Here is a 25,568-nt window from a genome sequence, read left to right as displayed (position 1 = left end):
TTGCATTACTAATACCTAATCTATTTTTAAACTATATTACTTATTAACTTGATTTAACGGTTTTTTATCACGTAAAAAAGAAATTAAATTTTGTGATGCTTCCTGTGCAATTGCTGTACGTGCTTGTAGAGTTCCTGTACCAGCATGAGGAGACAAAACCACATTATCTAATTCTCGCAAAGCTTGTGGCACCTTGGGTTCAGATTCATAGACATCTAGTCCAGCACCAGCAATATCACCATTTTTAAGAGCAGCAATCAAATCATCTTGCTTAATTAATTGTCCTCGTGCAGCATTAATAATATAAGCAGAATTTTTCATTTTATTAAAAACCTGTGCATTAAAAATACCAGTTGTTGCTTGAATAGCTGGTGCATGCAAGGTAACTACATCTGCTATTTGAATCAAAGTTTCAAAATCTACATATTTAATATTTAAATTATCCTCTGTTACAGAATCTAATTGGTGCCGATTATTGTAAATAACCTTCATACCAAAAACTTGGGCAAATTTGGCTACCTCAGAGCCAATTCTTCCCATTCCATATACTCCTAAAATTCTTCCCTGTAAGCCCATGCCCATGTTTTCCGATCTAGAAACATCAAGCCATTGTCCCAAGCGAATCGCATGATCATAAAAATGAAGTCGGCGCACTGTCGCTAGCAAAAGGGCAAAGGTCATTTCGGCTGTTGGTACGCGCACACTTTGTGGACAGTTTGCTACTATAATTCTTTTTTGTTTAGCATATTCAAGATCAATATGGTCAAACCCCACTCCATTAGTAGTAATAATTTTGAGCTTGGTACCAGCATCAATTAGCTGTCGATCACCTTTCATTCCCATTAATAATAAGCCATCGTATTCAGATAAATGTGCTAAGACCCATTTACGTGTTTCTTTTTCAGGCTCATAAGTGACATCAAAATTCTGTTTCAGTTCAGATAACCCAGCTTCTGGAATAATACCCGTAACTAACACTTTTGCTTTATTCATTCTTTAACCTTCTTTTTTAAAAACGGGATCACTACTATTGCGCATTGCTTGCACATTTGGTGACTTAAAATAAATTCGATTAGCATTATTGTACATAACATCTTCTAATTCCGACTCAGTAAAGATATTCGTTTCTTCCAGCCAAGTTGCTAAGTTATGATATGAATTAAATGTGGCTGACCAAGGTGAATCAGTACCCCAGAAAATACGCTTTGCTCCAAGAATATCTTTAGCCAGTGCAACATCTTTTTGACATCGAGGAAACGAAAATGTAGTTTCTTTTTCAATGTCTTGAATTGCGGAAATTTCTGTGCTGATATTAGCGTAAGGTGCCCACTGCACTAAAGCATTAGCTAAACGATTTAAATGATCGGCATTTGGAAATGACAAATGACACACAACAAAGTCTAATTGAGGATAACGTTGTGCCAAATTAGCAATTGCTTCGGGCTGATAGCTAAATTGATTATAGTCGCCATAATCGACTGTAATCACAAATCCGGGATAATCAGCAAAATAATGAAATATTTTTCCTAATTCTGCTGAAGTATCTAATCGAAATGGCTGATGGTAGCCATGTAGACCACCTCCCTGACTAATTTCAAGCTTAATTGCTCTAAAACCTAGATCTTCAACATGCCGATGAACAATCTCCATTGCGTTGTCGGCAAATGGATCAACGGAAAAGGCTGCTATAAATTTATCAGGATATTTCTTTACGGCTTGGTAAGAATAATAGTTTTGAAAACCGTATAAACTTCCTTGAAGTAAGACGGCTTTTTCAACTTGATTATTTTTCATTACTTTTATTGCTGCTTGCGCTGTAAAATCATGATCACCCCAGCCATTCGGAATTAAATTAAGAAATGTTCCATCGTCCCAAATCGCCTGTCCGTTACCTAAAGAAGTCATTCTTCCTTTAGCAGAAAAACCAGCTAATGCACGCACTAAATGCAAGTGTCCATCAATTTTTTTCATAATTATGCCTCTTCTTCTATGACTTTAACCATTATATCTATTTTTCAGTTTAGAGCATTCAGCATTAATTGACTACTATCATTATTTAAAATTAAAACTCAAAAAGCTAATTTCTCATTGTATATGAGAAATTAGCTTTTACTAATCATCATAAATAATACTTATTTTCGTAGGTAATTATATAGACCCAAAATTAATTCAATTAAAAGTAATAAATTCCATAACCCTACCAACACTGCAGATATAATAACTATAACCATTACTTGTTCATTATATCCTACACTCTTACTTAAAATCATACCCCAAGCAAAAAGACCAAAGCCAATCACAAATAATAATACCTTAGTAATTCTATATGCCTGCTGATCTACTTTCATCGTTAGATACCTATCGCGTTCATCATCATCTTCACTGGTACCCACATCTTTTGCACGCAAAAAACTACCAATAGTCACAATGATAGCTAAGACTAACCATACACTATCTTTAAGCAGTTTAATCCACTCAACTTTATATAAAAAATCTCGCCCTAATTCATACAGGCTCAGTACTGAACATAATAAAAAGAAAAATGTTTCTAAATAGTACATTAATTTCCTTTTTTGATTATTTTTCTTCATTCTCAAAGTACTCCTGCAAACAAAATAAGGTTTCAATATTAGTATCAAAAATCTGTGCTAACTTATAAGCTAAAATAATTGATGGTTGATAGCGTTCTTGCTCAATTGAATTTATTGTCAGTTCATTTACCCCTACTTTTTCAGCAAGTGAAGCTTGGGTTAATTTTCGCTTTTCTCTTTCTTTTTTAACTAAGTTTTTGATGATTATCCTCTCCTTTTTCAGATGATTATGTTAATCTGTAATTAATATTTTATTAAATACATATCAAAAAATCAATCAAATTATTAAGTTGGTTGGATCTTAAAATACACTTTAATTTGAGATATAATAAAAAATAAAAGGAGAATAATTTATGAATACAAATAAAACCACTAAAAAAGAAAGTTGGGGAAAATTTATCTTTGATGTCATCGTTATGACGACAATTACTCTGGGAATTTTTTTCCTTCTATTACGATTTGTAATTTCAAATGATCGCGTTTCGGGTGCATCTATGCAACCTAACTTTGAAGATAATGACCGCTTAGTTACATGGCGCAACTTTTCACCTAAGCACAATGATGTCGTGGTGCTACGTGCCCCAAAAACTCCCCAAGACGTTCCCGGAGCCTTTTACGTAAAACGAATTATTGGACTTCCTGGCGATACCATTGTTTCTAAAAATGATCAAATGTATATCAATGGCAAATTATTACCAGAACCATACTTAAACAACCATTTTAAAAAAGCTGATAATGATGCAGGTGAAACCTTTACCACTAATTTTACTTATAAAGTTCCTCAAGGCTATTACTTTGTAATGGGCGACCACCGTGATATTTCCAGAGATTCCCGCTTTTTTGGACCAGTTAAACGTAGTGCATTAATTGGAAAAGTTGTTTTTCGGTACTATCCCTTTAATAAAATTCAAAGCTATTAATCCAAATTAAAAATGAGCAGTTGCTTATAGCGCTTAATTGTGCTTTAATATCTTTAATTTAAAATTAGCAAATTAGTCAGGGGGACTTAAATTGAATGCATTTAAATCACATTTAGCAAATAATCAAATAAAATATAAAAACAGATCACCTAAGCAAAAAGCTGTTAATCGAATTTTGATGCTTTGGTCATTTTTTTGGGCATTAGTGGCTAACCTATTTCGACAAGAAATATTTGACTTTTGTCATAGTATCAATTATTTGCGTCAGCTCCCTAACTCTTTAATAATCATCATTTATTGTTTAATTATCGGCCTTGTATGTGGTTCTACCTGGAATATTTTTAAAAAGAGCACAATTGATTTACTTGAAAAATAAACAAAGCAAATTTAGAACACCAAAAAAGTAGTCTCACGACTACTTTTTTTAAGATACATAATAATATTAAAGGCTATGTGACAGCAATAATTTTTAAGTTCCAACTGCATTTTTTTAATTATCCTCTATTTACTTTGCCAAGCGTTCGTCTTTCAGGAACTATTGCTTTTAAATACTTTTAGATCAAAATTACATTACTTTTCTGGATACAAAAATTTTAGTTGCTTTTTACTCGTAATAGTTGTCTCTAAAACATCATCATTATCCCTGTTTAAAGTCCATGAAGATCCTATCACTATTTTTGTAGGCCAAACATTATCTTTTCCTTTAAAAAATCTTCTTTTAACATAATCAAATAAATATTTATCATTAAAACATAAATTAATAGGATATGAATCCACCTTTAAAGTAATCTCCATATCATTATCAAAATAGAATTTATTATGCATGTACTGTATACTAGATTCTATAATGCGATATCCACATATACTTGATACACTTTTATATTTAAAGCTATCCCTATCATCTATTAATAACTCATAAACCTTTTGTTTACCGATTACATCATTTATATTCAATGATTTTAGGTTGTAGGTTACCGTAGCAGGCTCGAATTGATCAATATCGGCAATCAGACAGTTAAGTCGCCATCACCAATAAACTGGGTAGTCATCTTCACCATCGTTCATGTGAATAGCGGTTTTAGCGATAAAAAACATTACCCGTCGCATAATTATTAAATTCATCTACTTGCAAATCCATAATTGAATTCGCTTTTGATAACTCACATAAAGCTGGGGCCTTAAGTAACGCTAGATCTTGTTGAAGCAAATCATATAATATAATTTTTTATCTTCATATTTTTAATTTTCATAAAAATAATGCTCTAATACTTCAAACTCTAATCTTAGTAACGATTCGAAATTTGTACCTTTTCCTCTATACCAATGACTTTAAATCACCTGACAATAAACCATACAACTTGCAGACTACCACATTTAATCTTAAATCACTTAAGAACCAGCTTTGATATTTACAATCAAATTTTAAATTACTAAGTATTTTTCACTAATTGTGTACCCATTTATAACTATACTATCTTTCAAAATTAATTAGCCGAAACATACTTTTTTATTCCTAATTTCCATAAGAATTTAGAAATTACATAAAAAATAACTAGTAAAATCAAATAATAAATAAAATATGACTGTATTCCATATTTCAAAAATTCATTAGTGATATTCGTTGCTAATAATATAGGTATCACGAATACAAAAATATTTTGTATTATTTTAGGAAATATCTTTTTAGGTCTAGATGCAAAATTGAATAAGTCTTCAATAACTCCACCTAATCCTACCAATCCATTAAACCAAAACAGCAGAGTTAAACATATTTGATTCAGGACAAAAATCATCAAAGCAGTTGCAATTATTAAAATATTAATAACTATAAATTGAAATTGTGTTATTGCTTCTTTATTTAGAAAAACGATTAACAAAATATACGTAATTATAAAATTGAAAATACTTGGAATGTCTATACTTTTACCTACAGATAGCCAATACGAAGAGATAGGCCTGACTAGAACATAATCTAAATTGCCTTCTAAGATATCATCATTTAGTTCTTCATGTCCTAATATAAAAAATATGTTATAGATATATGTAGAACAGTTAACAAAAGTTATTAGAATAAAATATTGATTTTCAGTCCACCCAGGAATACTCCGATCATCAGCAAAATAGATATCCCCTGTTACTAATTCAATAATCAAAAATATCAAGGCTAAAATAAAAGTTATAATACTTGTTGTTCTATAAATTAAGAATTCCTCAATACTTGTCTTCCAGATTGTTTTAACAATTCTTATCATGCACCTATACCTTCATATTTTTTAATCCCTATTTTAAAAATATATTTTCTAAGGAAGTTAAAATTAACTAGCCATAAAAGAACTACCCCAAAATACTTAACTGAATTCGTATCAACTCCATTAATCATTAATCTTGCGGGTACATCAGTAACCAAAGAAAAGGGATTATATTGAAGCCAACTATAAATTCTTTTATCTAGCATATTTAAGGGAAAGTACAATCCGCCCAGAAGTAAGTAAATTGCATTTATTCCGTTACGCAAAGGCCACATATTAATAATCCAAAAACTTAATTCTCCAAGTAACAACATCAAGTTAAAAAACATAAAATTTGCAACTATAAAATAGAAAAATAAAAAAACAACTATAAGAAAATTGTTAGATAGTATTACTAGTAAGCCCAAATAGAATATTAGTATATAAAATTGCTTACCAAAGCTATACAAAAAAATATACCAAAAAAGTGATATAGGCTTAGTTATATACATTGATAATCTTCCAGAGCTAATTAAGTTTGCCAAATAGTAAAGTGGAGTAGTTGTAAATATTAAGGCGGTTGTATTGGTAAGAATCAAATACCTGGCCATATTTATAAAATCAGAATGTGGTAGTAATAAATTCCATACCCATAAAGATACCGCCAAGTTAGCTATTTGCAATATTATTGTAAGAATTATATTAGAGCGAAAAATCACATTATCTTTCATTCCTAAATATAAAACAGGCATATACTTTTTAATTTTTTTCATTAGCTTTATCCCATTCTTTATATATTGATAAAACCAAATCTTCGATTGTCATTCCTTGTCGATTAACAGATATTATATTTTGCTCTCCTACACTATCAATTTCATTCTGTAATTCTGAAATTGATAGTACTTTTTCTTTAGAAACCATATTGTTATTTGGATCCAAGAATTTAACTTTAAATTTTTGATGATCGTTTATATCCACTGGTAACGAATTTAAAGATCCATCAAAAACAATGTGCCCCTGGGCTAAAATAAGTAATCGCTTAGAAATCGCTTCAATATCACGTAAATTATGTGACGTAAATATAATCGTAGTTTGATTTACTCTATTTTCTTCAAGTAAAAAATCATATATATTTTTTTGAGTCCCTATATCCAAGCCTAGAGTAGGTTCATCTAGAAATAAGTATTTGGGTGAATGAATAAGTGTACATAATAACTCACATTTTACTCTCTGCCCTAAAGATAATTTCCGAACAGGGGTTTTGATGATGTCTTTTAAATTCAACACCTCTATTAAATAATTTAATCTTTTTTCATAATCTTCATCATTTAATTGATAAATCGCACTGAGCATATTAAACGTATCCATAGGTGGCAAGTTCCAAGAAAGCTGGGTCTTTTGGCCAAACATTACACCAATATTTCGATAAAATGATCTCCGATGCAAAGCTGGATTCATATTATCAATCCTAATACCGCCTTCAGTTGGTTCTATTATCCCCGTTAATAATTTTGCAAAAGTAGTTTTTCCTGCCCCGTTAGGTCCAATCAATCCTATTAATTCACCATCAGGAATGTTTAAATTTAATATATCAATTGCCCGCTTTTTTTTATTCTTGCGTTTTAAAAAATCATGCACTGAACCCATTAACCCAGGATTTTTTTCAAATGTTACATAATCGAATGAGACATTATCTAGTCTGATCATTTTCTCTCATTCCTCCCATTAATAATTAATATTATACTCATGTTATTCTTAATGTAAACATTTTATATAGCCTGTGCTTCAGGAATTACTGTTTATTTCTACATGAACACAAAAATAGCAGGCATAAGCCTGCTATTAAGCCATTTTACTACTCTCTAAAATTCTAATTTCAACTACTAAAAATACCTCATGTGTTTCTGTGTGGTTATTTCAAATAATTTCTTTATTTTCCAAACTTTTTACTTATTTCAATTTATTAAAGCATAAAACTAATGGACTAGAAACCAGAAGGTTGCCGACTTCAAACCTTTATATATCAATGTTTACACGACTCTAAATCGCTTAGCTGGTTCCATTTTTGGTTCCAGCTAATTAATTAAAACAATTCACTATGAGTTCCAATAGCAACTAAATACACTATCGTTTTGGACTGCGAATAAATTAATAAGTGATCGCCTGTTTGACCATTAAGATGAATATCAATTATTTTAATGATCATACCTTGTGGATTACCTAAGCCTTTTTTAATTTGCTTAATTAATTTCAGTTTAGCATGAAGCGGGTGAGGCTTAAAATAACTTGGAATACGTTTGCCTTCTATTAACTGATTCACAATATATTTCCAGGCTGTGTGTCTTTCAGAATCAATTTCTTCTAGTAATTGTTCTTTAAAAACATCGTTCCAATTAGGATCAACCTGACTCATAGCAAATTGTTTCTTAAATTGACTAGAAAAGCCAATTTCTTAGTGCCATTCATATCTACTTTTATCTCTGCTAGCGATGCTTGAACAGTTGCACTAAGAGTAGGAACAACATATTGCTTCGAAAGACCCTCAGTTGCAACTTCAGTCAAACTCATTCTAACAAAATCAGAAATACTCAAACGATGTTTTTCTAATTCTTTACTAGCCTTGGCTTTAATATTAGGATCCATTCTTGCTGTTTGTGCCATTATAATTATCTCAGTTTAATTGTACTATCATTGTCGTACAAAGTGATAACAAAAACTTACACCATTCTAAGTTTTCTATAAGAGTAAAAAGCTATTCGGACTGCGAGTGCTAAAGAAGATAATAATTTACCGCAACCAGCCAATGGTGACGCTCGCAGTAAAATCTATAACCATAAAGTTACAATAAAATAAAAGTGCTTCTCATCAAAATTGTGAGCATCCTCTTACTTTATAAAAATGTCATTTTGCACACAAAAAAAGCTGCTACAAATACTAATATATCAATCTTTGTGTCTATCAAAAAATCAGCCACGGAACATAGTAATTTTTATGTTCTGTTTGTGTTCTTAATTATCCTTTCAAACAAAAATTATCCTTTGCGTATCTACTTAAAACCTTGATACACAAAGGATAACTAACTTACATAAATTTAAATTATGCTGACTAGAGGATTCGAACCTCCGACCTCATCATTACTAGTGACGTGCTCTGCCAACTGAGCTAAGTCAGCGTTGTTAACTCAACAACGATATTTATTTAACCATATTCCTAAAGATTAAGCAAGTGCTTTTCAATTATTTCTCCAATTTTTTCATGTACTAATTATTATTGTCTTTTAGCGTTATAATACCATTATGATCTAAAAATTGGAGGGATAGAATGTCTTTTGTTTCATCACAATTTGCCATGGAATTTTCATGGCTACTGCGAATTATCGTAGCATCGTTATGCGGCGCATTAATTGGATATGAACGTGCTATTCAAAGAAAAAGTGCTGGTGTCCGCACCCATATTGTTGTTGCTTTTTCATCTGCACTCTTTATGATTATTTCCAAATATGGCTTTGCCGATTTATTGAAAACTCCGAATATTGCCTTGGACCCATCACGAATTGCTGCTCAAATTGTTACTGGCATTTCTTTTATCGGCGCCGGTGCTATTTTGGTTAAAAAACAGCAAATTTCTGGTTTAACTACTGCTGCTGGGATTTGGGCCACTGCAGCCATCGGAACGGCGATAGGGTCTGGCCTTTACTTGTTAGGAATAGCTACAACCATATTCTTGTTTATAATTCAAATGCTGTTTCATGATGACAACCTAATTGATCAAATTATTCGCCACATTCGCTTTAATATTCAAATTGAAGCAATAAATCAACCTAATATTTTGCAGACAATTGAGAAAGAATTAACTGCTAATTATGTAGAGAATGTTTCGGTTAAAATCATGTATGTTAGTGATGAACGAATTATCTTTTTTGTAGATGGAATTATTAATAACAATATCGACGAAAATAATATCATTATGGCCTTGCGCAAGTATCCAGACATTAAGCGCATTAGTTATGCCACTATCGATAAATAGTTAAGTACTAATCTTTAAGCAATAGTTAAGTCTATTGCTTTTTTAGTCTTAATTTAATCATTATTGTCATAAGGATTATACAATAGAAATAGTTTATTAATGGAAGGAGTAATAATATTATGGCTGGTTCACTAGATTATTTACGTTGGCGTGGCGATATTACATTTTCCGAAAGACCATTTAATAGCGTTGACGCTTCTTTATTATCATCCTTAGTATATTTACCTGCAGATAATTCTGTTATTGAGCATACACTTAGCGAATTGGCAGGTAAATTACAAGATTTACCTACCTTCCAAAACCAGATGCATTCAGAAACTGCTTCTGAAGTTATGTTATTACCGGAGAGCCCAAGAATTGGTAAAATAAAAATTCTTGATTGGACTAATCGCTTAGAAAAAGAACCTCACCCATTACAATTTAGTGCTGCGACTTTTGCTATCGATAAAAGGACAATTGTAATTGCTTTTCGTGGAACTGACGGTACGATGATTGGCTGGAGAGAAGACATGCGGATGAATTTTTTGCCCGAAATTTACGGACAAAATGTTGCAGCCGAATATTTGGAAACAATTGCTAAGAAATTTCCTAACCAACGGATTTACTTAGTCGGGCATTCAAAAGGAGGAAATTTTGCGCAATACGCTTTGAGCGCAGTCAAACCAGAAATTCAAGAACGTGTTATTAAGGCAATTAATTTTGATGGACCAGGATATTTTCACAAAGTTTATACTAGTCCCGGTTTTATTAAAACGATGGCAAAAATGAGAACATATATCCCTCAAGGCTCAATTTTTGGAGCAATGCTTGACCATCCCGAACAAACTATCGTTGTCAAAAGCACAGCTGCCATGCGTAATCAGCACGATCCACGTCGCTGGTCAGTAGGGCGTGATAGTTTTACCTTAGCTGATGGTTTATCTGCTGGCAGTCGCGTATTTCGTCATGCATTAATTAACTTTAACAATTCTATTCCTCAAGAAAAGAGAGATGAAACTTTTTCTGATTTATTTGAAGCATTTGAAAACTCTGATATCCATGAATTGCATCAGTTAACCAATAATAAGCTAGTTGGTACTTACCGCCTGAGCAAGGTGCTCATGACTCTTGATCCAGAAGAGCGCAAACTAATTGCCCAAATTTTCAGCAATATCTGGAACTCATACAAAAACAACGTAACTATGCCTCTAATGACCAATAATTATGAGCTATACCCCAAGAGTAACGATTCTAATAAAGCACCCGTTTTCTATGAATTCTATGATTCTGAGCGTCCTAATTTAGAATTACCTCCTAATGTTCAAGATAAACTTCATTAGTTGTTTCATGTGGAACATAATAATAAGGCTGGGAAACTTAATTGTTTCCCAGCCTTATTTAATTGAAGATTATTTCTTCATATTGTCTTTAACATCTTCGACTTTATCTTTAACATTCTCAGCTGCGTCTTGAGCTTTGTCTTTAACATCGCCTGCAGCTTGTTGCATTTTGCCTTTAACTTCGTTAGCTTTACCAGCTAACTTATCTTTAAATCCTTTATCAGCCATAATATTATGTCCTTTCCCTAAAAAAATTAGTGAAAATTTCTCTTACTCTATTAATAGTACAATTAAAACAACTGTTTGTCACTGAAAACGCTCAATTTTGTAATCAAAAAATCATCAAGCCTCAAACCATCATCTTGGAGCTTGATGATTATAATTTATATTGTTTTTTATTATTCAGGCTGATGATGAGTATAATCGAGATTTGAAAAGCGATTATACGGTTTTGAAAACATCAACTTAATTGTCCCTCGACTTCCTGAACGGTTCTTTTCAATAATAACCTCTACTTCGCCATTATCTTCTTCTGCACCAACTTCGGGATTTTTATCTTCGTCTTGATCTTCTTCACGATAATAGTCCTCACGATATAAAAATGAAACAATATCTGCGTCCTGTTCAATTGAACCTGATTCACGGATATCAGACAAAACTGGACGCTTATCTTGTCGTTGCTCGACAGAGCGCGACAATTGCGATAATGCAATTACAGGAACATGAAGTTCTTTTGCTAATTTTTTTAACTGCCGAGAAATGGCCGAAACTTCTTGTTGCCTAGACTCACTACGTGGACCTTCAATAAGTTGTAAATAGTCAATCACAATTAACCCAAGATTACCTTTTTCCTTGGCCAAACGCCGAGATTGCGCTCTTATCTCACTCATCTTAATTCCCGGAGTATCATCAATATAAATTTTGGCATTAGCTAAGGAGCCCGATGCAACAATTAGTTTACGCCACTCCTCTTCATCTAATTGTCCTGTTCTTAAATGTTGAGAATTAATTAATCCCTCAGAAGCCAACATCCTCTGAACTAACTGCTCGCCTCCCATTTCTAGGGAAAACATTGCAACTGCTTTTTCAGTATGTAGTCCAACAAATTGGGCAATATTTAAAGCAAAGGAGGTTTTACCAACACCAGGACGTGCAGCCACTATAACAAGTTCATCGTCATGTAAACCAGTTGTCATTTTATCTAGTTCGACAAATCCTGTAGGCAAACCTGTAACCATGTTTCCATCTTCAGGAATATCATTTATTTCCTCAATTGTTGAATTAACAATCTCCTTAATGCTTCGAAAACCATTTGTACTATTTTCTGAAGAAACATTCATGATCTCACTTTCAGCGTTATCAAGAATTTCCGTCACATCATCAGAATCCTGCATAGCATTAGTAATGATTTTTTGACTAGCGGAAATCAACCGGCGTAAAAGAGCTTTACGGTGGACAATTTTTGCATAATAGACAACATGTGCTGCCGTTGGCGTCGCAATTGCTAGTTCAGAAACGTATGCAATTCCACCGATATCATCCAGTTGATTTTTTTTGGTCAATTCATCCTGCAAAGTTAGCGGATCAATTCCATCTTCACGGTCAGATATGTCCAACATTGCTTGGAAAACTAACTGATTAGCCTTTTTATAAAAATCATCAGGTTGTACTTCCGCACTGGCATCAGCAATTGATTTAGGATCAATAAAAATTGCACCTAAGACTGCCTTCTCTGCTTCATCATCGTGCGGTATTTGCTGTGAGACAATATTATCCATTAGTTATGACCACTTTTTATCAGAATCTAATTCAAAGCTTAATCTTGCTGTGTAATATGAACGCGAATTTTGCCTTCTACACCCTTAAATAATTTAACTGGGACATTTGTATACCCCAATGTTTTAATTGGCTCAGATAAGCTTAATTTACGTTTATCGATCTTAATATCAAATTGCTCTTCTAATCCTTCAACAATTCTCTTACTTGAAATTGATCCAAACAAACGTGAATCAGAACCGGCCTTTGACTTGAAATTGACAACTGTTTCATCTTTTTCCAGAAGTGCTTTAATCCTTTCTGCCTCGGCTTTTTCACTTTCATATGCAGCCTTTTCATTAGCATTAATTCTTTCAAGCGTATGCATATTAGCTTTGGTAGCAGCCTTGGCTAATCCTCGTTTAATTAAAAAGTTTTGCGCATAACCATCAGGAACATTCTTAACTTCACCGCGTTTGCCGCGACCTTTAACGTCTTCAGTAAAAATAACTTTCATTTTGTTCTCCTTTTATTCATTTTCTTTTTCATAAGTATCAACCGCTGCGACCAATTTATCAAGTGCTTGCTCAATCGTTATATTCTTTAACTGAGTTGCAGCATTCGATAAGTGTCCGCCACCGCCTAATTTTTCCATAATAACCTGAACATTAATATTACCCATTGAACGAGCAGAAATACCAATTGTATCCTTATCACGACGTGTAATTGCAAAACTCGCTTCAACATTCTCTATATCAAGAGCAGTATCAGCTGCTTGTGCCGTAACAATTGGATCGACGATTTTATCATTCGATCCACATAAAGCCGCCAGTTTCGGCTTGATCATCTTTAGACTGCTAACTAAACGAATCCTTTCCAAAAAGCTTTCAATATCTTCTTTGAGCAGTTCAGTTACACCTACCGAGCTGGCACCAATTGAACGCAGATAGCTAGCAGCATCAAAGGTTCTTGTTCCCGTTCGTAAAGAAAATTCCTTAGAATCAACCGTAATTCCAGCTAACATTGCTGTTGCTTCAAGATCAGTTAAAATTCGTTTACCAGAACTTGGTTGTTGATATTCAACCATTTCTGTTACTAATTCACTAGCAGAAGAAGCATATGGTTCAACATATGTCAGCATTGGATTTTCTGGAAATTCTTCACCGCGGCGATGATGATCTATGACAATAATTCGATTCTTCAATCGATCATACAAATCTTTCGAATACGTAATTGAGTATTTTGAATGATCAACCATTACTAACATTGATTTATTTGTCACACTATTTAGAGCTTGATCAGGCGAAACAAACAAGTTTGCGTTATCTTTAGCCTGCTTCATTTGGATCACTAATCGTCCTACATCATAATTAGTCTTATTAAGATCTAAGACAAAATTTGCTTTAACACCATGTAATCTAGCAATTTTAACTACACCAATACCACTACCAACTGAATCCATATCTGGATTGGCATGACCAACAACAAAAACCTGATCCGCTTCTTTAAACAGCTCACTAATTGCCTGCGAAACCATACGAGCCCTCACACGGGTTCTTTTTTCCATCGGATTAGATTTTCCACCATAAAAGCGCGCAGCCTTGCCAGGTTGATTCAAAACAACCTGATCGCCACCACGTCCCAATGCTAAGTCAAGGTTAGATTGTGCCTGATCAGCCAGTTCAGTTATCAGACTGCTTCCAAAGGCAATCCCAATTGATAAAGTCAATGGTGTATTATTACGGCTCGTTTCCATTCGCATTTTATCTAATACAGAGAATTTATCTTGTTCCATCTTTGTCAAATCTTGCATATGAACTAACAACAAAAAATGATCTTCATCTATTCGCTTTAAGTATGCATTAAATTTTTTGGCATATTCACTCAAAGTATTTTGAACATAAGAGCTCGTCGCTGTTAGTTCCTGATCACCCATTGTTTCACTTAATTCATCATAATTATCGATAAAGATTTGACCAATCGCCAATAGTTCGTTGTTATAGCGTTGTTCAATTTTAGCGTAACGCGTAATATCTAATAAATAAACAACTCCTAAATTATCCTGAATGACCATTTCAAATTGATGTCCATCCCAGTTAACAACATGATTTTCTGCAGTTTTAGACTTGATTGAATCGTCAATTAATTCATCTAAATCTGGGTCAACCGATTTAATTGTGTGTCCTATCAAATCATCATCTTTTAAATAAAGTTGTAAATATGGATTTACCCACTGGATTTGCCTATCTTCGTCATAAAGCAAAATTCCCAGTGGCATCTTGATCATCGCTTCTTGCTCGCTACGTTTAATTCGATATGACAAGCTAACAGCAAAATTATTGGCATTGCCAGCCAAGACATAGGCACCATAAACGGTACAGGCAACAGTTAATATAAAAATTACAACCATTGCTAATCCGAATAATGGATTCATAATCATAGCTACAATACTGCCTAATAGCGACAGAATCAAGATAACTAGGACTGAAGCCGTTAACCGTGAATCCTTGATAAAAGCAGGAAATTCAAGCTTACGTAAAAAATCTTTCATGTAAGATCCTTCCTAAATTAATGTAAACTACATTAGTATTATTATACCTTGTATTCACGGGATAAGAAACTCTTACCATAAAGCTTAAATTCTGTATACAAAAATACACTAAGCCAATATTGGCTCAGTGTATTTTATTTTATTCAGCTAATTAATCTTCAGTAACAAACGGCAACAAGCCCATAATGCGAGCTCTTTCGATTGCCTTAGCTACCTTACGTTGATTCTTAGCACTAGTGCCAGTGACACGACGTGGTAAGATTTTACCTCTTTCTGAGATAAAACGTTTCAACAGATCAACGTCCTTGTAGTCAACGTAATCAATATGGTTGGCTGCGATAAAGTCAACCTTACGACGACGATGGCCGCCTCTTCTTTGTTGAGCCATATCCTAGATCCTTTCTTTTAAAAGTTAGAATGGAAGATCGTCATCAGAAATATCAATTGTATCTCCCGAACCAGCAAATGGATCCTGTGTTGTATCCGGCTGATTATTAATCGGAGTATTCTGATTTGATTGTCCCATATTTGGCGAACTAGTGGCATTTGGATTACCAAAACCGCCATTATTATTTGGTGTAAAACCACCATTTTGGCCACGAGTTTCACGATCTTTACGTGATTCAAGTAGTGAAAAATTATCAACGATAACTTCAGTCACATACACTCTTTGCCCGTCTTTATTATCGTATGTTCTGGTTTGAATCCGGCCATCAATACCCACAAGTGAACCTTTAGACGTAAAGTTACAGAAATTTTCTGCAGCTTTACGCCAAATGACACAACTGATAAAATCTGCACCTCTCTCACCTTGAGCGTTAGTATACTGACGGTCAACGGCAAGAGTAAACGTAGCAACCGAGATTCCACTCCCAGTAGTACGTAATTCAGGATCACGCGTTAAACGGCCAACAAGTACAACTCGATTAATCATACTATAGGTCCTCCCTTTCCTAAATCACGAAAACGATAAAGATAAAGCTTTGCCTATTTGTCTATTTTAACAGTCATTGAACGTAAAACAGCAGTGTCAATCTTAGATAAACGATCAAATTCATTAACTGCGTCAGCATTATCAGCAGTGAAAGTCATGATATGGTAAGTTCCCTCACGATATTTATTGATTTCATATGCAAAATGACGCTTTTCCCAGTCTTTTGATTCAACCATCGTACCACCGTTATCGGTAATAACCTTATCATAGTTTTCAACTAAAGCCTTTTTTGATTCTTCGTCAATATCCGGCTTAATAATATAAGTTATTTCGTACTTAGTAGTTGTCATACTAGTGCACCTCCTTCTGGACTAAATGGTTCTTGCTAAAATTCAAGAACAAGGAGAGTAATCATTCATTACTCACAATTTCTAATTTTAGCACATAAATAAAAAATTACCAAAGTATCTTCACGTGATCCTATGAGAAATTTCGTTTTCTCCAGTAACAAGTACGTAAAAATATTTGATAATTTTTTGTTTTATTTAATTATTTATTCTTTTTAGTCCATCTACTCTTTAGACTCTTCAGCCACTTGATCCTCGACCGGAACAAGTGCCAAACTAGCAACTTTGTTGCCATCGTTAACCTTAATTAAGCGAACGCCTATCGTGCTACGGCCAGTTTGCGAAACATCTTCAATCTTGAATCGAATCATAATTCCGTCATTGGTAATAACCATAATGTTTTGTGTACCATCGACTACAGTTACACCAGAAAGTGGCCCATTCTTTGCAGTTATATTTGCGGTCTTGATTCCCTTACCGCCTCGGCCCTTAACTGGATACTCAGTAGCAGAAGTCCGCTTACCATAACCATTTTCAGAAACAATTAAAACTTCATCTTGATCACGAATAATGTCGGATCCAATCACATAATCATGGTCACGCAAATTAATACCACGTACTCCAGCGGCTGTTCTACCCATAGAACGAACTGCTTTTTCACTGAAACGTACTGCATAACCCAAATGTGTACCGATCAAAATGTCCTGCTTACCATCAGTAGTCAATACATTAGTTAACTCATCCCCGTCACGCAAAGTTAATGCAATTAATCCGCTATTTCTGATATTAGCAAATTCACTCACCTGTGTGCGTTTAACAGTTCCTTTTTTAGTAATAAAGAAGAGGTACTTGTCATATGCATCCTCGGGTATATTAATGATTGTTTCAATCTTCTCCCCTTTTTCAAATTGAAGAAGATTGACAATTGGTAATCCTTTGGCTGTACGACCTAGTTCAGGAATTTCATATGCTTTCTTGGAATAGACTTTACCCTTATTAGTAAAGAACAACAACAGGTCATGCGTACTGGCATAGATCAATTTTTCAATAAAGTCTCCATCCTTAATGCCCGTTCCTTTAATACCTTTACCACCGCGATTTTGAGTCTTAAATTCATTAATTGGCATCCGTTTGATATAACCACTATGAGTCAGGGTCAATAAGACATCTTGCTTTTCAATTAAGTCTTCATCTTCAATTGAAATAACATCACCCTCACTAATCTTAGTCCGGCGATCGTCACCAAAACGCTTTTGTGTATCGAGAAGTTCATTGTAAATTATTTCATGAATTCGCTCAGTTTTTGCAAGAATATCCTTGTAATCAGCTATTTTAAGTTGTAAATCCTTATATTCTGCCTCAACTTTGTCCCGTTCTAACCCTGTAAGGCGAACCAACCTCATATCTAGAATAGCTTGCGATTGCTTATCATCAAGTCCGAAACGACTAATCAAAGCCGCTTTAGCAATATCACTCGAATCACTTTGACGAATAATATGAACTATTTCGTCAATATGATCTAGAGCAATTTTTAAGCCGGCTAAAATATGTGCTCGAGCTTCAGCCTTTTCTAATTCAAACTTAGTCCTACGAGTAACAACATCTTCTTGATGCTTAAGATAATATTCCAGCATCTGTTTTAAGCTCAAAAAGTGTGGGGCACCATCAGCGATAGCCACCATGTTCATGCCGAAATTAGCCTGCATTTGAGTCAGTTTGAATAAATTATTTAAAACGACACTAGCACTGGCATCTCGGCGAATATCAATTGTAACACGCATACCAGTCTGATCAGATTCATCCCGTACCCCAGTAATACCGTCAATTGTTTTTGAACGAGCCAAGTCGGCAATTTTTTTAATCAATTCGGCTTTATTTACCAAATAAGGCAATTCTGTCACAACAATTCGCTCACGACCATTTTTCTCTGCTTCGATCGTTGTATTAGCCCGAACAACAATATTGCCACGACCGGTCTCATAAGCACGATAGATTCCTCCACGACCCATGATGGTTCCACCAGTAGGAAAATCAGGTCCGGGAATTGCTTTCATTAAATCCTTTGTTGTAACATCAGGATTATCCATCAACATATGTAACCCTGTAATAACTTCGGATAAGTTATGTGGTGGTATATTAGTTGTCATACCAACTGCAATTCCACTAGTCCCATTTACCAAGAGATTGGGAATGCGAGCCGGCAGTACAACTGGTTCATTTTCTGAGTCTTCGTAATTACGTTGCCAATCAATCGTATTTTTATTGATATCGCGAAGCATTTCTACCGCAATTTTACTCATTCGCGCCTCAGTATAACGCATTGCGGCTGGTTCATCGCCATCAACAGAACCAAAGTTTCCATGTCCATCTACTAGCATATAGCGGTAACTAAAATCTTGCGCCATATGTGCCATCGCTAAATAAATTGAAGAATCCCCATGAGGATGAAATTTCCCCATGACTTCACCAACAATTCTGGCTGATTTTTTATATGGTTTATCCGGTGTAACGCCTAGTTCACTCATTCCATATAAAATACGCCGTTGTACTGGTTTTAACCCATCGCGAACATCAGGTAGTGCCCGCGCTACTATAACTGACATGGCATAATCAAGAAATGAGCTATTCATTACACTAGTCAGATCAACATTTCTTATTCTATGATCTTGACCTTGATTGTCGTTATCCATTTAAACCTCCTATGCATCTATATTCTCAACGTACTTAGCGTTGGTCTCAATGAATTTGCGTCGTGGTGCAACATCGTTGCCCATCAATAGTTCAAATACATCATCAATATCTTTAGCATACTCAGGGCTTACTCTATCAAGCCGCCGATTTTCAGGATTCATAGTTGTTTCCCATAGCTGTTCAGGATCCATTTCACCTAACCCCTTGTATCTTTGAACTGTTGCTTTCGGACTTGGTTGTAAACTACCTAAATAATCATGCAATTCTTCGTCAGTATCAAGATACTTAATTACCTTTCCTTGACGAACCTGATATAGAGGCGGACGAGCAATATAGACATATCCCTTTTCAATCATAGGTCTCATATAATTATAAAATAGAGTTAAAAGTAACGTTCGAATATGAGCACCATCGACATCGGCATCCGTCATGATAATTAATTTATGATATCGAGCCTTAGAAACATCAAAATCAGCTCCAAATCCGGTTCCAAGAGCAGTAAACAAGGACCTAATTTCTTCATTAGCCAAAATACGATCCATTGAAGCTTTTTCAACATTTAAAATCTTGCCACGGATAGGCAAAATTGCCTGAGTTAATCGTGAGCGGCCCTGCTTAGCAGAACCGCCAGCAGAGTTCCCCTCAACAATAAACAATTCTGAAATACTTGGATCATTACTAGTATTATCGGCCAATTTACCGGGTAAATTGGCAATTTCAAGCCCCGACTTTTTCCGAGTAACCTCACGAGCCCGCTTGGCAGCGGTCCGCGCTCTTTCAGCTAACTGTGCTTTTTCAACAATTTTGCGTGCAACTTGCGGATTTTCCATCAAAAAATTATTAAAAGTTTCGGAAAATGAATGATCGACTGCTGTCCTAGCATCAGAATTGCCAAGTTTAGTCTTAGTTTGTCCTTCAAACTGTGGATCTGGATGCTTAACCGAAACAACAGCTGTCATACCTTCTCGTATGTCTTCACCAGAGAGATTATCATCATTATCTTTTAACAATTTTGCTTTGTGCGCATAATCGTTTACTACACGAGTCAATGCCGTTTTAAAACCTGCTTCGTGCATTCCGCCTTCATAAGTATGGATATTATTGGCAAATGTCATTAAAGTTGTCTTATAACCGGTGGTATATTGTAGTGCTACCTCGACATTAATATCATTGTAGTCACCATCAACATAGATTGGTTCATTAAATAAAACATCGGTTCCCTTATTCAAAAAAGAAACATACTCTTGAATACCACCTTCGTAATGATAGACATCTGTTTCAGCGCTTTCTTTGCGTTGATCAGTAAAAGTCAACTTTAAGCCCTTATTTAAGAATGCCAATTCCCGAATTCGATTCTTCAATACTTGGTCATCAAAGGAAGTTGTTTCAGTAAAGATATCTGGATCTGGAAAAAAATGAACAATTGTACCATGTTCTGATAACGAAACTGTCCCAGTCATCTTCATTTCAGTATTAACACGACCGTGATCGAAATCAATATAATATTTTTTCCCATCTCTCATCGTCGTAACATCAAGTTTAGTTGATAGCGCATTAACAACTGATGCACCAACACCATGAAGTCCACCAGAAACCTTATATCCGCCACCGCCAAACTTACCACCAGCGTGCAAAACAGTAAAAACAGTTTCAAGCGCCGGTCTACCCGTCTTCTTTTGAATGTCGACAGGTATCCCACGACCATCATCTTGAACTGTAACACTGCCATCACTATTAATTGTTACCTCAATCTTAGTTGCAAAGCCTGCCAAACTCTCATCAATTCCATTATCAATTATCTCCCAGACTAAGTGATGCAAGCCCTGAGAACTAGTGGAACCAATGTACATCCCTGGACGCTTTCGAACTGCTTCAAGTCCACCTAAAACTTGAATTTGACTGGCATTATATTTATCAGCTTCTTTTTCATATTGCTTGATCTGCTCAAAATTTTCTTTTTGATTGTCGTTATCGGCCATTCAATTTCCCCTCTTCTAAATAAATTTGTCCAGATTCAATTCGGTATACTTTTGGTTTTTTAATTATTTCCCAGGAAATACCGCTTAAATCTGTCGTAGTAATAAAGGTCTGCGTCTTACCATGAATGTAATTAAGCAGCGCACTCTGCCTTTTGTGATCAAGTTCACTCATCACATCATCAAGCAAAAGCAGTGGATACTCAGTAGTTAAGTGGTGAACCAATTGTATTTCTGCAAGTTTAATACTTAAAGCAATTGTTCTCTGCTGACCTTGCGAACCATACAAATGAGCATCTTTACCGTTAAGTTCAAATTCAACATCATCACGGTGTGGACCACTTAAAGTGGTTTTTTTGACAATTTCACCTGATTGATTTCTTTGGAAACTGATCAGTAGTTTGCGATAAACTTCTTCAACACTATCAGTTTCATTAATTTCTCGTACCGATGGTCGATAAACAAGTTTCAATTCCTCATTACCAGCACTGATATAAGCATAGGCATCGCGAGCATACCGATCTAAATAAGTTAAAAATTTAAACCGACGAACAATTACTTCTGCAGCTACTCCTGCTAACTGATCGGATAAGACATCTAAGAACATCATATCATGTGCGGAACCATTGGCTAATTGCTTTAAGTAATTGTTCTTTTGCTGGAGAACCTGTTTATACTTACCAGCAAAATACAAATATTCAGCACTAATTTGACCAAATTCTTGATCCATAAAGCGCCTGCGCAATGAGGGGGCTCCTTTGATAAGTTCTAAATCTTCAGGCGAAAATAGAATTGCATTCAGTTGCCCAACATACTTGGATAATTTGGATTGCTCTATCCGATTAATCCAAACTTTCTTCCCCTTTTTAGTAAGCAAAACACGTAATGACAAATCAATTTGACTCTTATAAACGTGCCCAGTAATATTCGCATAATCTTTGCCAAAAGCAATGAGTTCTTTGTCGTTACTAGTCCGATGTGAGCGTGTTAACGCCAAAAAGCAGATTGCTTCAAGCATATTGGTTTTACCTTGCGCATTTTGTCCAATAAAAATATTGACGTTGGGATCAAATTCAATATCCAATTGTTGTAAGTTACGATAATTTTGTGCATTAAAATGTTTAAGGTACATTTACTTAGTTACCGAAATTCATACTTTTCTTGTGCAACTTCTAGTTTATCCCCTGGTCTGAGCTTTTTGCCCCGTCGATTTTCTGTTTCATTATTCAGTAAAACGGGATTATTCTGCAAATACCACTTGGCTTGTCCACCAGAAGAAATAATGCTTTCTTCCTTCAAAAATTGACTCAAGGTAATATAATTACCCCTTACTTTAAATTCTTTGATAATATCCACCTTCACCACTATAAATACCTATAATAAGTATATTCGTTTCCCAAGTAAAAGACAACTCAAAAGCCAATATAAAGCCGTTTAAACGGTTTTTATAAAACAAATACTTCAACAGTAAATAGCTAAAAAGTAAAAACAAGTACTTATTTAAGCGCATCTGACAAAGATGATCATAAAAAAAGCCATCATTCGATGACTTTTTTGTTTGTAATTAAAAAGTTCTAACTGGTGTGATTAATTGTACAAAGTTGATGTCCGTTTTATTAGGATTAACTGTAAAAGGTCGAAGCGGTTGCGTGAAATCCATCACAATAGTGTCAGAAACTGAAGCTCTCAGTGCGTCACGCAAATAATCCGGATTAAACGAAATTTTTAAATTTTCTCCAGTTAGTTTATTGAAACTAACATTTTCTTCAACATTACCAATCTCAGCGGACTCACCAGAAAGTATTACCGTCTTTTTCTCTGTATCGATTGTCAAATCAACTACATTATTGCGACCAGCGTGAGTTAACAGACTAGCGCGATCCAAGGCACTTGAAAGTTCTACTAAATCAAATTCCACACTAGTAGTACTTTCTTTGGGAATTAATCGTTCAGTATCTGGATAACTACCTTCAAGCAAACGAGAATAAAATAAAATATTACCAATTTCAAATAATACCTGATTATTTCCAGGACAAATTCTAATTTCAGGATCAGTTTCACCGATAATACGCGCCAGTTCTAGTAAACACTTACCTGGAATAATCAAATCAGTCTTAGTTTGTGGTCCATTTTCCAAATCTATTGCACGACTAGATAACCGGTGTGAATCAGTTGCTACAGCATGAATTTGAGTTGGACTAAAAGTAAAATGAACTCCCGTTAAAACTTGTCGACTTTCTTGAGTCGCAACCGCAAACTGAGTTTCATTAATAATTTCGTGGAAGGTTTTACCAGAAATTGTAAAAGTTGATTCATCAGGAATTTCCGGTAATCTTGGATAATTATTAGCGTCTAATCCATTAATCGTGAATTCACTAGTTTCTGAAATAATTTGCGTTTGAAAACTGGATTTTACTTCAAGTGAAAATTCTTTACCTGGTAGTCGTCTAATAATTTCACTGAAAAACCTTGCTGGTAAAACAATTGATCCAGTTGATTCAACTGATAAATCTTCACTTACTGGTATACGAATTTCGATAGAAATATCTGTATCACTTCCAGTTAGAAGTAATTCATTTTCAGATAAGCTAAGCTTTATACCGCTTAAGATTGGAATAGTTGCCCGCGATGAGATTGCATGCATAACGTTATTGAGATTGTCTACAAAAAGATTTCTGTTTATTGTAAATTTCATAATTGCCTCCTGATGATAATCATGTTTAGTTAATTATATATATAAGTTAGTAGTATTAGTAGGTCCTGTGATTTCTGTTGAAAAGGTTATTTACGCTTAAAATAACGTAATTCGACTGGTTCAAAAAATGTGAATAAGTCTATTATTTTTCCACAGTTAATAACTTTTTAACGATCAAGCATCTGCTTTAAATCAAATACTGCTGTTTTGATTTCGGAATTGGTTTTAATTTCACGACTAATTTTTTCATATGCATGCATGACAGTTGTATGATCCTTGCCACCAAATTCCTGACCAATCTTAGGAAGACTTGAGTCTGTTAATTCTCGTGATAGGTACATTGCAATTTGTCGTGGTACCACGATTTGCCGCACGCGCTTTTTTCCTTTTAATTCATAGGTGGAAGTTTGAAAATAATTTGCAACTACTTCTTGAATTTTTGATATTTGAAGTCCTTGATTTTTCTGAACCAATTTTAAGTCTGCTAATGCTTCACGAGCTAAATTAACATTAATGTCTTCATGTTCAATCGTCGCGTGTGCTTGCACTTTAACGAGCGCACCTTCTAGTTCACGAATATTCGTGTCAACTTGAGAAGCAATGTAATCTAAAGTGCTATCATCAATCGTTAAATTCTCGGCTTCGGCTTTTTTGCGTAAAATTGCAATTCGTGTCTCTAGATCTGGTGGAGTAATTTCGACCTGTAATCCCCAAGTAAAGCGTGATACTAACCGTTCTGATAAATCAGGAATCTCGGTTGGCAAGCGATCACTAGTCATCACAATTTGTTTTTGATCGTTATAAAGTGTTTCAAAAGTATGGAAAAATTCTTCTTGAATTCCCTCTTTTTTAGCAAAAAATTGAATATCATCGACTAATAATAAATCGCAGGTACGATACTTTTCACGAAATTGATCTTGCGTTTTATTTTTGATGGAATTGATAAAGTCGTTAACAAAAGTTTCACTTTGAATGTAAACAACCTTGGCACTCGGGCGTTCTGCCAGCATCTGGTGGCCGATGGCCTGCATCAGGTGGGTTTTACCGAGCCCGACGCCGCCGAAGATAAAGAGCGGATTGTAGAAGCTCCCGGGACTGTCGGCTACCGCCAGCGCCGCACCAGCGGCCAATTTGTTGCCTTCGCCCTGGACGAAGTTGTCGAAGGTATATTTTTCGTTAAGCTTGAGGTTGCGCACAAAAACGTTGGAGCTCTCTTGCCGAGGCCGTTCACGTGTTGTCTGTGTCTGCGGCTTAGGTGTGACTAGGCGCTCGCTAGTTGAATTGCCCTCGATCTGAAAGACGGGCAAGACCTCGATGTTGTAGTAGCCGTAAGCCGACTGGATCAGCTGTGAGGACAGGTTCTTCTCCCAATAGCCCTTGGTTACTGGGTTCTGGACAGCGATCCGCAGTTCATGAGTGTCCTTATTATAGGAAAGTGGTTTAGTATTTTTGAACCAGGCGTTGTACGCAACCTCGTTGAAGCGTTCGCGCATTTCGTTATTAAAATGCTGCCAAAATTTATTGATATCAAACAA

Annotated in this window: 27 protein-coding genes and 1 tRNA gene; 4 read left to right on the top strand and 24 right to left on the bottom strand. The window is 35.0% G+C overall.

Translation table 11 applies throughout. The features are described from left to right. Positions 1-36: 36 nt before the first annotated feature. The 4 genes from F5ESL0228_RS00140 to F5ESL0228_RS00125 all read right to left on the bottom strand — a co-directional run bounded on the left by F5ESL0228_RS00140 (position 37) and on the right by F5ESL0228_RS00125 (position 2,793). The gene (locus F5ESL0228_RS00140) at positions 37-993 is read right to left on the bottom strand and encodes an NAD(P)-dependent oxidoreductase (RefSeq protein WP_122022456.1); all 957 of its coding nucleotides are present in this window, start codon (positions 991-993) and stop codon (positions 37-39) included. A gap of 3 nt (positions 994-996) precedes the next feature. Continuing rightward, entirely contained in the window at positions 997-1,971 is a 975-nt protein-coding gene (locus F5ESL0228_RS00135) for an amidohydrolase family protein (RefSeq protein ID WP_122022455.1), read from the bottom strand. A gap of 161 nt (positions 1,972-2,132) precedes the next feature. Continuing rightward, positions 2,133-2,591, bottom strand: coding sequence for a hypothetical protein (locus tag F5ESL0228_RS00130; RefSeq protein ID WP_122022454.1), 459 nt, complete (start codon positions 2,589-2,591; stop codon positions 2,133-2,135). Next, complete coding sequence (locus F5ESL0228_RS00125; protein WP_233553482.1) at positions 2,578-2,793, bottom strand: helix-turn-helix transcriptional regulator; 216 nt, start codon at positions 2,791-2,793, stop codon at positions 2,578-2,580. Before F5ESL0228_RS00125 ends, F5ESL0228_RS00130 begins: the two co-directional genes overlap by 14 nt. 151 nt (positions 2,794-2,944) lie before the next feature. On the opposite strand from F5ESL0228_RS00125, the gene lepB reads away from it, so the two are divergent. Beyond that, positions 2,945-3,511, top strand: coding sequence for a signal peptidase I (gene lepB, locus F5ESL0228_RS00120; protein WP_122022453.1), 567 nt, complete (start codon positions 2,945-2,947; stop codon positions 3,509-3,511). 91 nt (positions 3,512-3,602) lie between these two features. Then, complete coding sequence (locus F5ESL0228_RS00115; protein ID WP_122022452.1) at positions 3,603-3,887, top strand: hypothetical protein; 285 nt, start codon at positions 3,603-3,605, stop codon at positions 3,885-3,887. Between the two features lie 194 nt (positions 3,888-4,081). On the opposite strand, the gene F5ESL0228_RS08260 is transcribed toward F5ESL0228_RS00115, so the two are convergent. From F5ESL0228_RS08260 to F5ESL0228_RS00080, 7 genes are all read right to left on the bottom strand, one after another. Then, entirely contained in the window at positions 4,082-4,288 is a 207-nt protein-coding gene (locus F5ESL0228_RS08260) for a hypothetical protein (RefSeq protein ID WP_158592454.1), read from the bottom strand. Positions 4,289-4,995: 707 nt separating this feature from the next. Next, positions 4,996-5,763: an ABC-2 family transporter protein gene (locus tag F5ESL0228_RS00105; protein WP_122017539.1), complete on the bottom strand. Its 768-nt coding sequence runs from the start codon at positions 5,761-5,763 to the stop codon at positions 4,996-4,998. Then, positions 5,760-6,512 (bottom strand): ABC-2 family transporter protein, encoded by a 753-nt coding sequence (locus F5ESL0228_RS00100; protein ID WP_122017538.1) that lies wholly within the window; start codon positions 6,510-6,512, stop codon positions 5,760-5,762. The genes F5ESL0228_RS00105 and F5ESL0228_RS00100 overlap by 4 nt, the downstream gene beginning before the upstream one ends. Continuing rightward, positions 6,499-7,446 (bottom strand): ATP-binding cassette domain-containing protein, encoded by a 948-nt coding sequence (locus F5ESL0228_RS00095; RefSeq protein WP_122022450.1) that lies wholly within the window; start codon positions 7,444-7,446, stop codon positions 6,499-6,501. The genes F5ESL0228_RS00100 and F5ESL0228_RS00095 overlap by 14 nt, the downstream gene beginning before the upstream one ends. A 376-nt stretch (positions 7,447-7,822) precedes the next feature. Continuing rightward, complete coding sequence (locus F5ESL0228_RS00090; protein ID WP_122017536.1) at positions 7,823-8,152, bottom strand: hypothetical protein; 330 nt, start codon at positions 8,150-8,152, stop codon at positions 7,823-7,825. Next, a complete protein-coding gene (locus tag F5ESL0228_RS00085) occupies positions 8,149-8,400 on the bottom strand; it encodes a type II toxin-antitoxin system RelB/DinJ family antitoxin (protein WP_122017535.1) in 252 nt (83 codons plus the stop codon). The genes F5ESL0228_RS00090 and F5ESL0228_RS00085 overlap by 4 nt, the downstream gene beginning before the upstream one ends. Before the next feature lie 438 nt (positions 8,401-8,838). Further along, positions 8,839-8,911: transfer RNA gene (locus F5ESL0228_RS00080), tRNA-Thr, on the bottom strand. A gap of 149 nt (positions 8,912-9,060) precedes the next feature. On the opposite strand from F5ESL0228_RS00080, the gene F5ESL0228_RS00075 reads away from it, so the two are divergent. Together F5ESL0228_RS00075 and F5ESL0228_RS00070 are read left to right on the top strand one after the other, a co-directional pair. Next, positions 9,061-9,765, top strand: a complete 705-nt coding sequence (locus F5ESL0228_RS00075; RefSeq protein ID WP_122017525.1) for an MgtC/SapB family protein — start codon at positions 9,061-9,063, stop codon at positions 9,763-9,765. A 119-nt stretch (positions 9,766-9,884) separates the two neighbouring features. Next, complete coding sequence (locus tag F5ESL0228_RS00070; RefSeq protein WP_122022449.1) at positions 9,885-11,084, top strand: DUF2974 domain-containing protein; 1,200 nt, start codon at positions 9,885-9,887, stop codon at positions 11,082-11,084. A gap of 69 nt (positions 11,085-11,153) precedes the next feature. On the opposite strand, the gene F5ESL0228_RS00065 is transcribed toward F5ESL0228_RS00070, so the two are convergent. The 13 genes from F5ESL0228_RS00065 to dnaA all read right to left on the bottom strand — a co-directional run. Next, positions 11,154-11,312, bottom strand: a complete 159-nt coding sequence (locus tag F5ESL0228_RS00065; protein ID WP_122017523.1) for a YtxH domain-containing protein — start codon at positions 11,310-11,312, stop codon at positions 11,154-11,156. Between the two features lie 170 nt (positions 11,313-11,482). Further along, a complete protein-coding gene (dnaB, locus tag F5ESL0228_RS00060; RefSeq protein ID WP_122022448.1) occupies positions 11,483-12,862 on the bottom strand; it encodes a replicative DNA helicase in 1,380 nt (459 codons plus the stop codon). A 38-nt stretch (positions 12,863-12,900) separates the two neighbouring features. Then, positions 12,901-13,356 (bottom strand): 50S ribosomal protein L9, encoded by a 456-nt coding sequence (rplI, locus tag F5ESL0228_RS00055; protein WP_122017521.1) that lies wholly within the window; start codon positions 13,354-13,356, stop codon positions 12,901-12,903. 12 nt (positions 13,357-13,368) lie between these two features. Then, the gene (locus F5ESL0228_RS00050) at positions 13,369-15,390 is read right to left on the bottom strand and encodes a DHH family phosphoesterase (RefSeq protein ID WP_122017520.1); all 2,022 of its coding nucleotides are present in this window, start codon (positions 15,388-15,390) and stop codon (positions 13,369-13,371) included. A gap of 151 nt (positions 15,391-15,541) precedes the next feature. Continuing rightward, positions 15,542-15,778, bottom strand: a complete 237-nt coding sequence (gene rpsR, locus F5ESL0228_RS00045; protein WP_090093298.1) for a 30S ribosomal protein S18 — start codon at positions 15,776-15,778, stop codon at positions 15,542-15,544. A gap of 24 nt (positions 15,779-15,802) precedes the next feature. Continuing rightward, a complete protein-coding gene (ssb, locus tag F5ESL0228_RS00040; protein ID WP_122022447.1) occupies positions 15,803-16,324 on the bottom strand; it encodes a single-stranded DNA-binding protein in 522 nt (173 codons plus the stop codon). Positions 16,325-16,377: 53 nt separating this feature from the next. After that, the gene (gene rpsF, locus F5ESL0228_RS00035; RefSeq protein WP_122017518.1) at positions 16,378-16,674 is read right to left on the bottom strand and encodes a 30S ribosomal protein S6; all 297 of its coding nucleotides are present in this window, start codon (positions 16,672-16,674) and stop codon (positions 16,378-16,380) included. Between the two features lie 221 nt (positions 16,675-16,895). Beyond that, positions 16,896-19,361 (bottom strand): DNA gyrase subunit A, encoded by a 2,466-nt coding sequence (gene gyrA, locus F5ESL0228_RS00030; protein ID WP_122022446.1) that lies wholly within the window; start codon positions 19,359-19,361, stop codon positions 16,896-16,898. 9 nt (positions 19,362-19,370) lie between these two features. Next, positions 19,371-21,341, bottom strand: a complete 1,971-nt coding sequence (gene gyrB, locus F5ESL0228_RS00025; RefSeq protein ID WP_122022445.1) for a DNA topoisomerase (ATP-hydrolyzing) subunit B — start codon at positions 21,339-21,341, stop codon at positions 19,371-19,373. Then, positions 21,331-22,470: a DNA replication/repair protein RecF gene (gene recF, locus F5ESL0228_RS00020; protein ID WP_122017515.1), complete on the bottom strand. Its 1,140-nt coding sequence runs from the start codon at positions 22,468-22,470 to the stop codon at positions 21,331-21,333. The genes gyrB and recF overlap by 11 nt, the downstream gene beginning before the upstream one ends. Before the next feature lie 8 nt (positions 22,471-22,478). Beyond that, on the bottom strand, positions 22,479-22,700 hold the full coding sequence (gene yaaA / locus F5ESL0228_RS00015; RefSeq protein WP_199688543.1) for a S4 domain-containing protein YaaA: 222 nt from the start codon (positions 22,698-22,700) through the stop codon (positions 22,479-22,481). Between the two features lie 202 nt (positions 22,701-22,902). Beyond that, a complete protein-coding gene (gene dnaN / locus F5ESL0228_RS00010) occupies positions 22,903-24,033 on the bottom strand; it encodes a DNA polymerase III subunit beta (protein WP_122017513.1) in 1,131 nt (376 codons plus the stop codon). Positions 24,034-24,200: 167 nt separating this feature from the next. Beyond that, on the bottom strand, positions 24,201-25,568 hold a 1,368-nt coding region (gene dnaA / locus F5ESL0228_RS00005), incomplete at its 5' end, for a chromosomal replication initiator protein DnaA (protein ID WP_233553481.1).

This window comes from Lactobacillus sp. ESL0228, assembly GCF_003692825.1.
GTDB lineage: Bacteria > Bacillota > Bacilli > Lactobacillales > Lactobacillaceae > Lactobacillus.
This window is presented reverse-complemented; position numbering and strand designations above follow the sequence as displayed.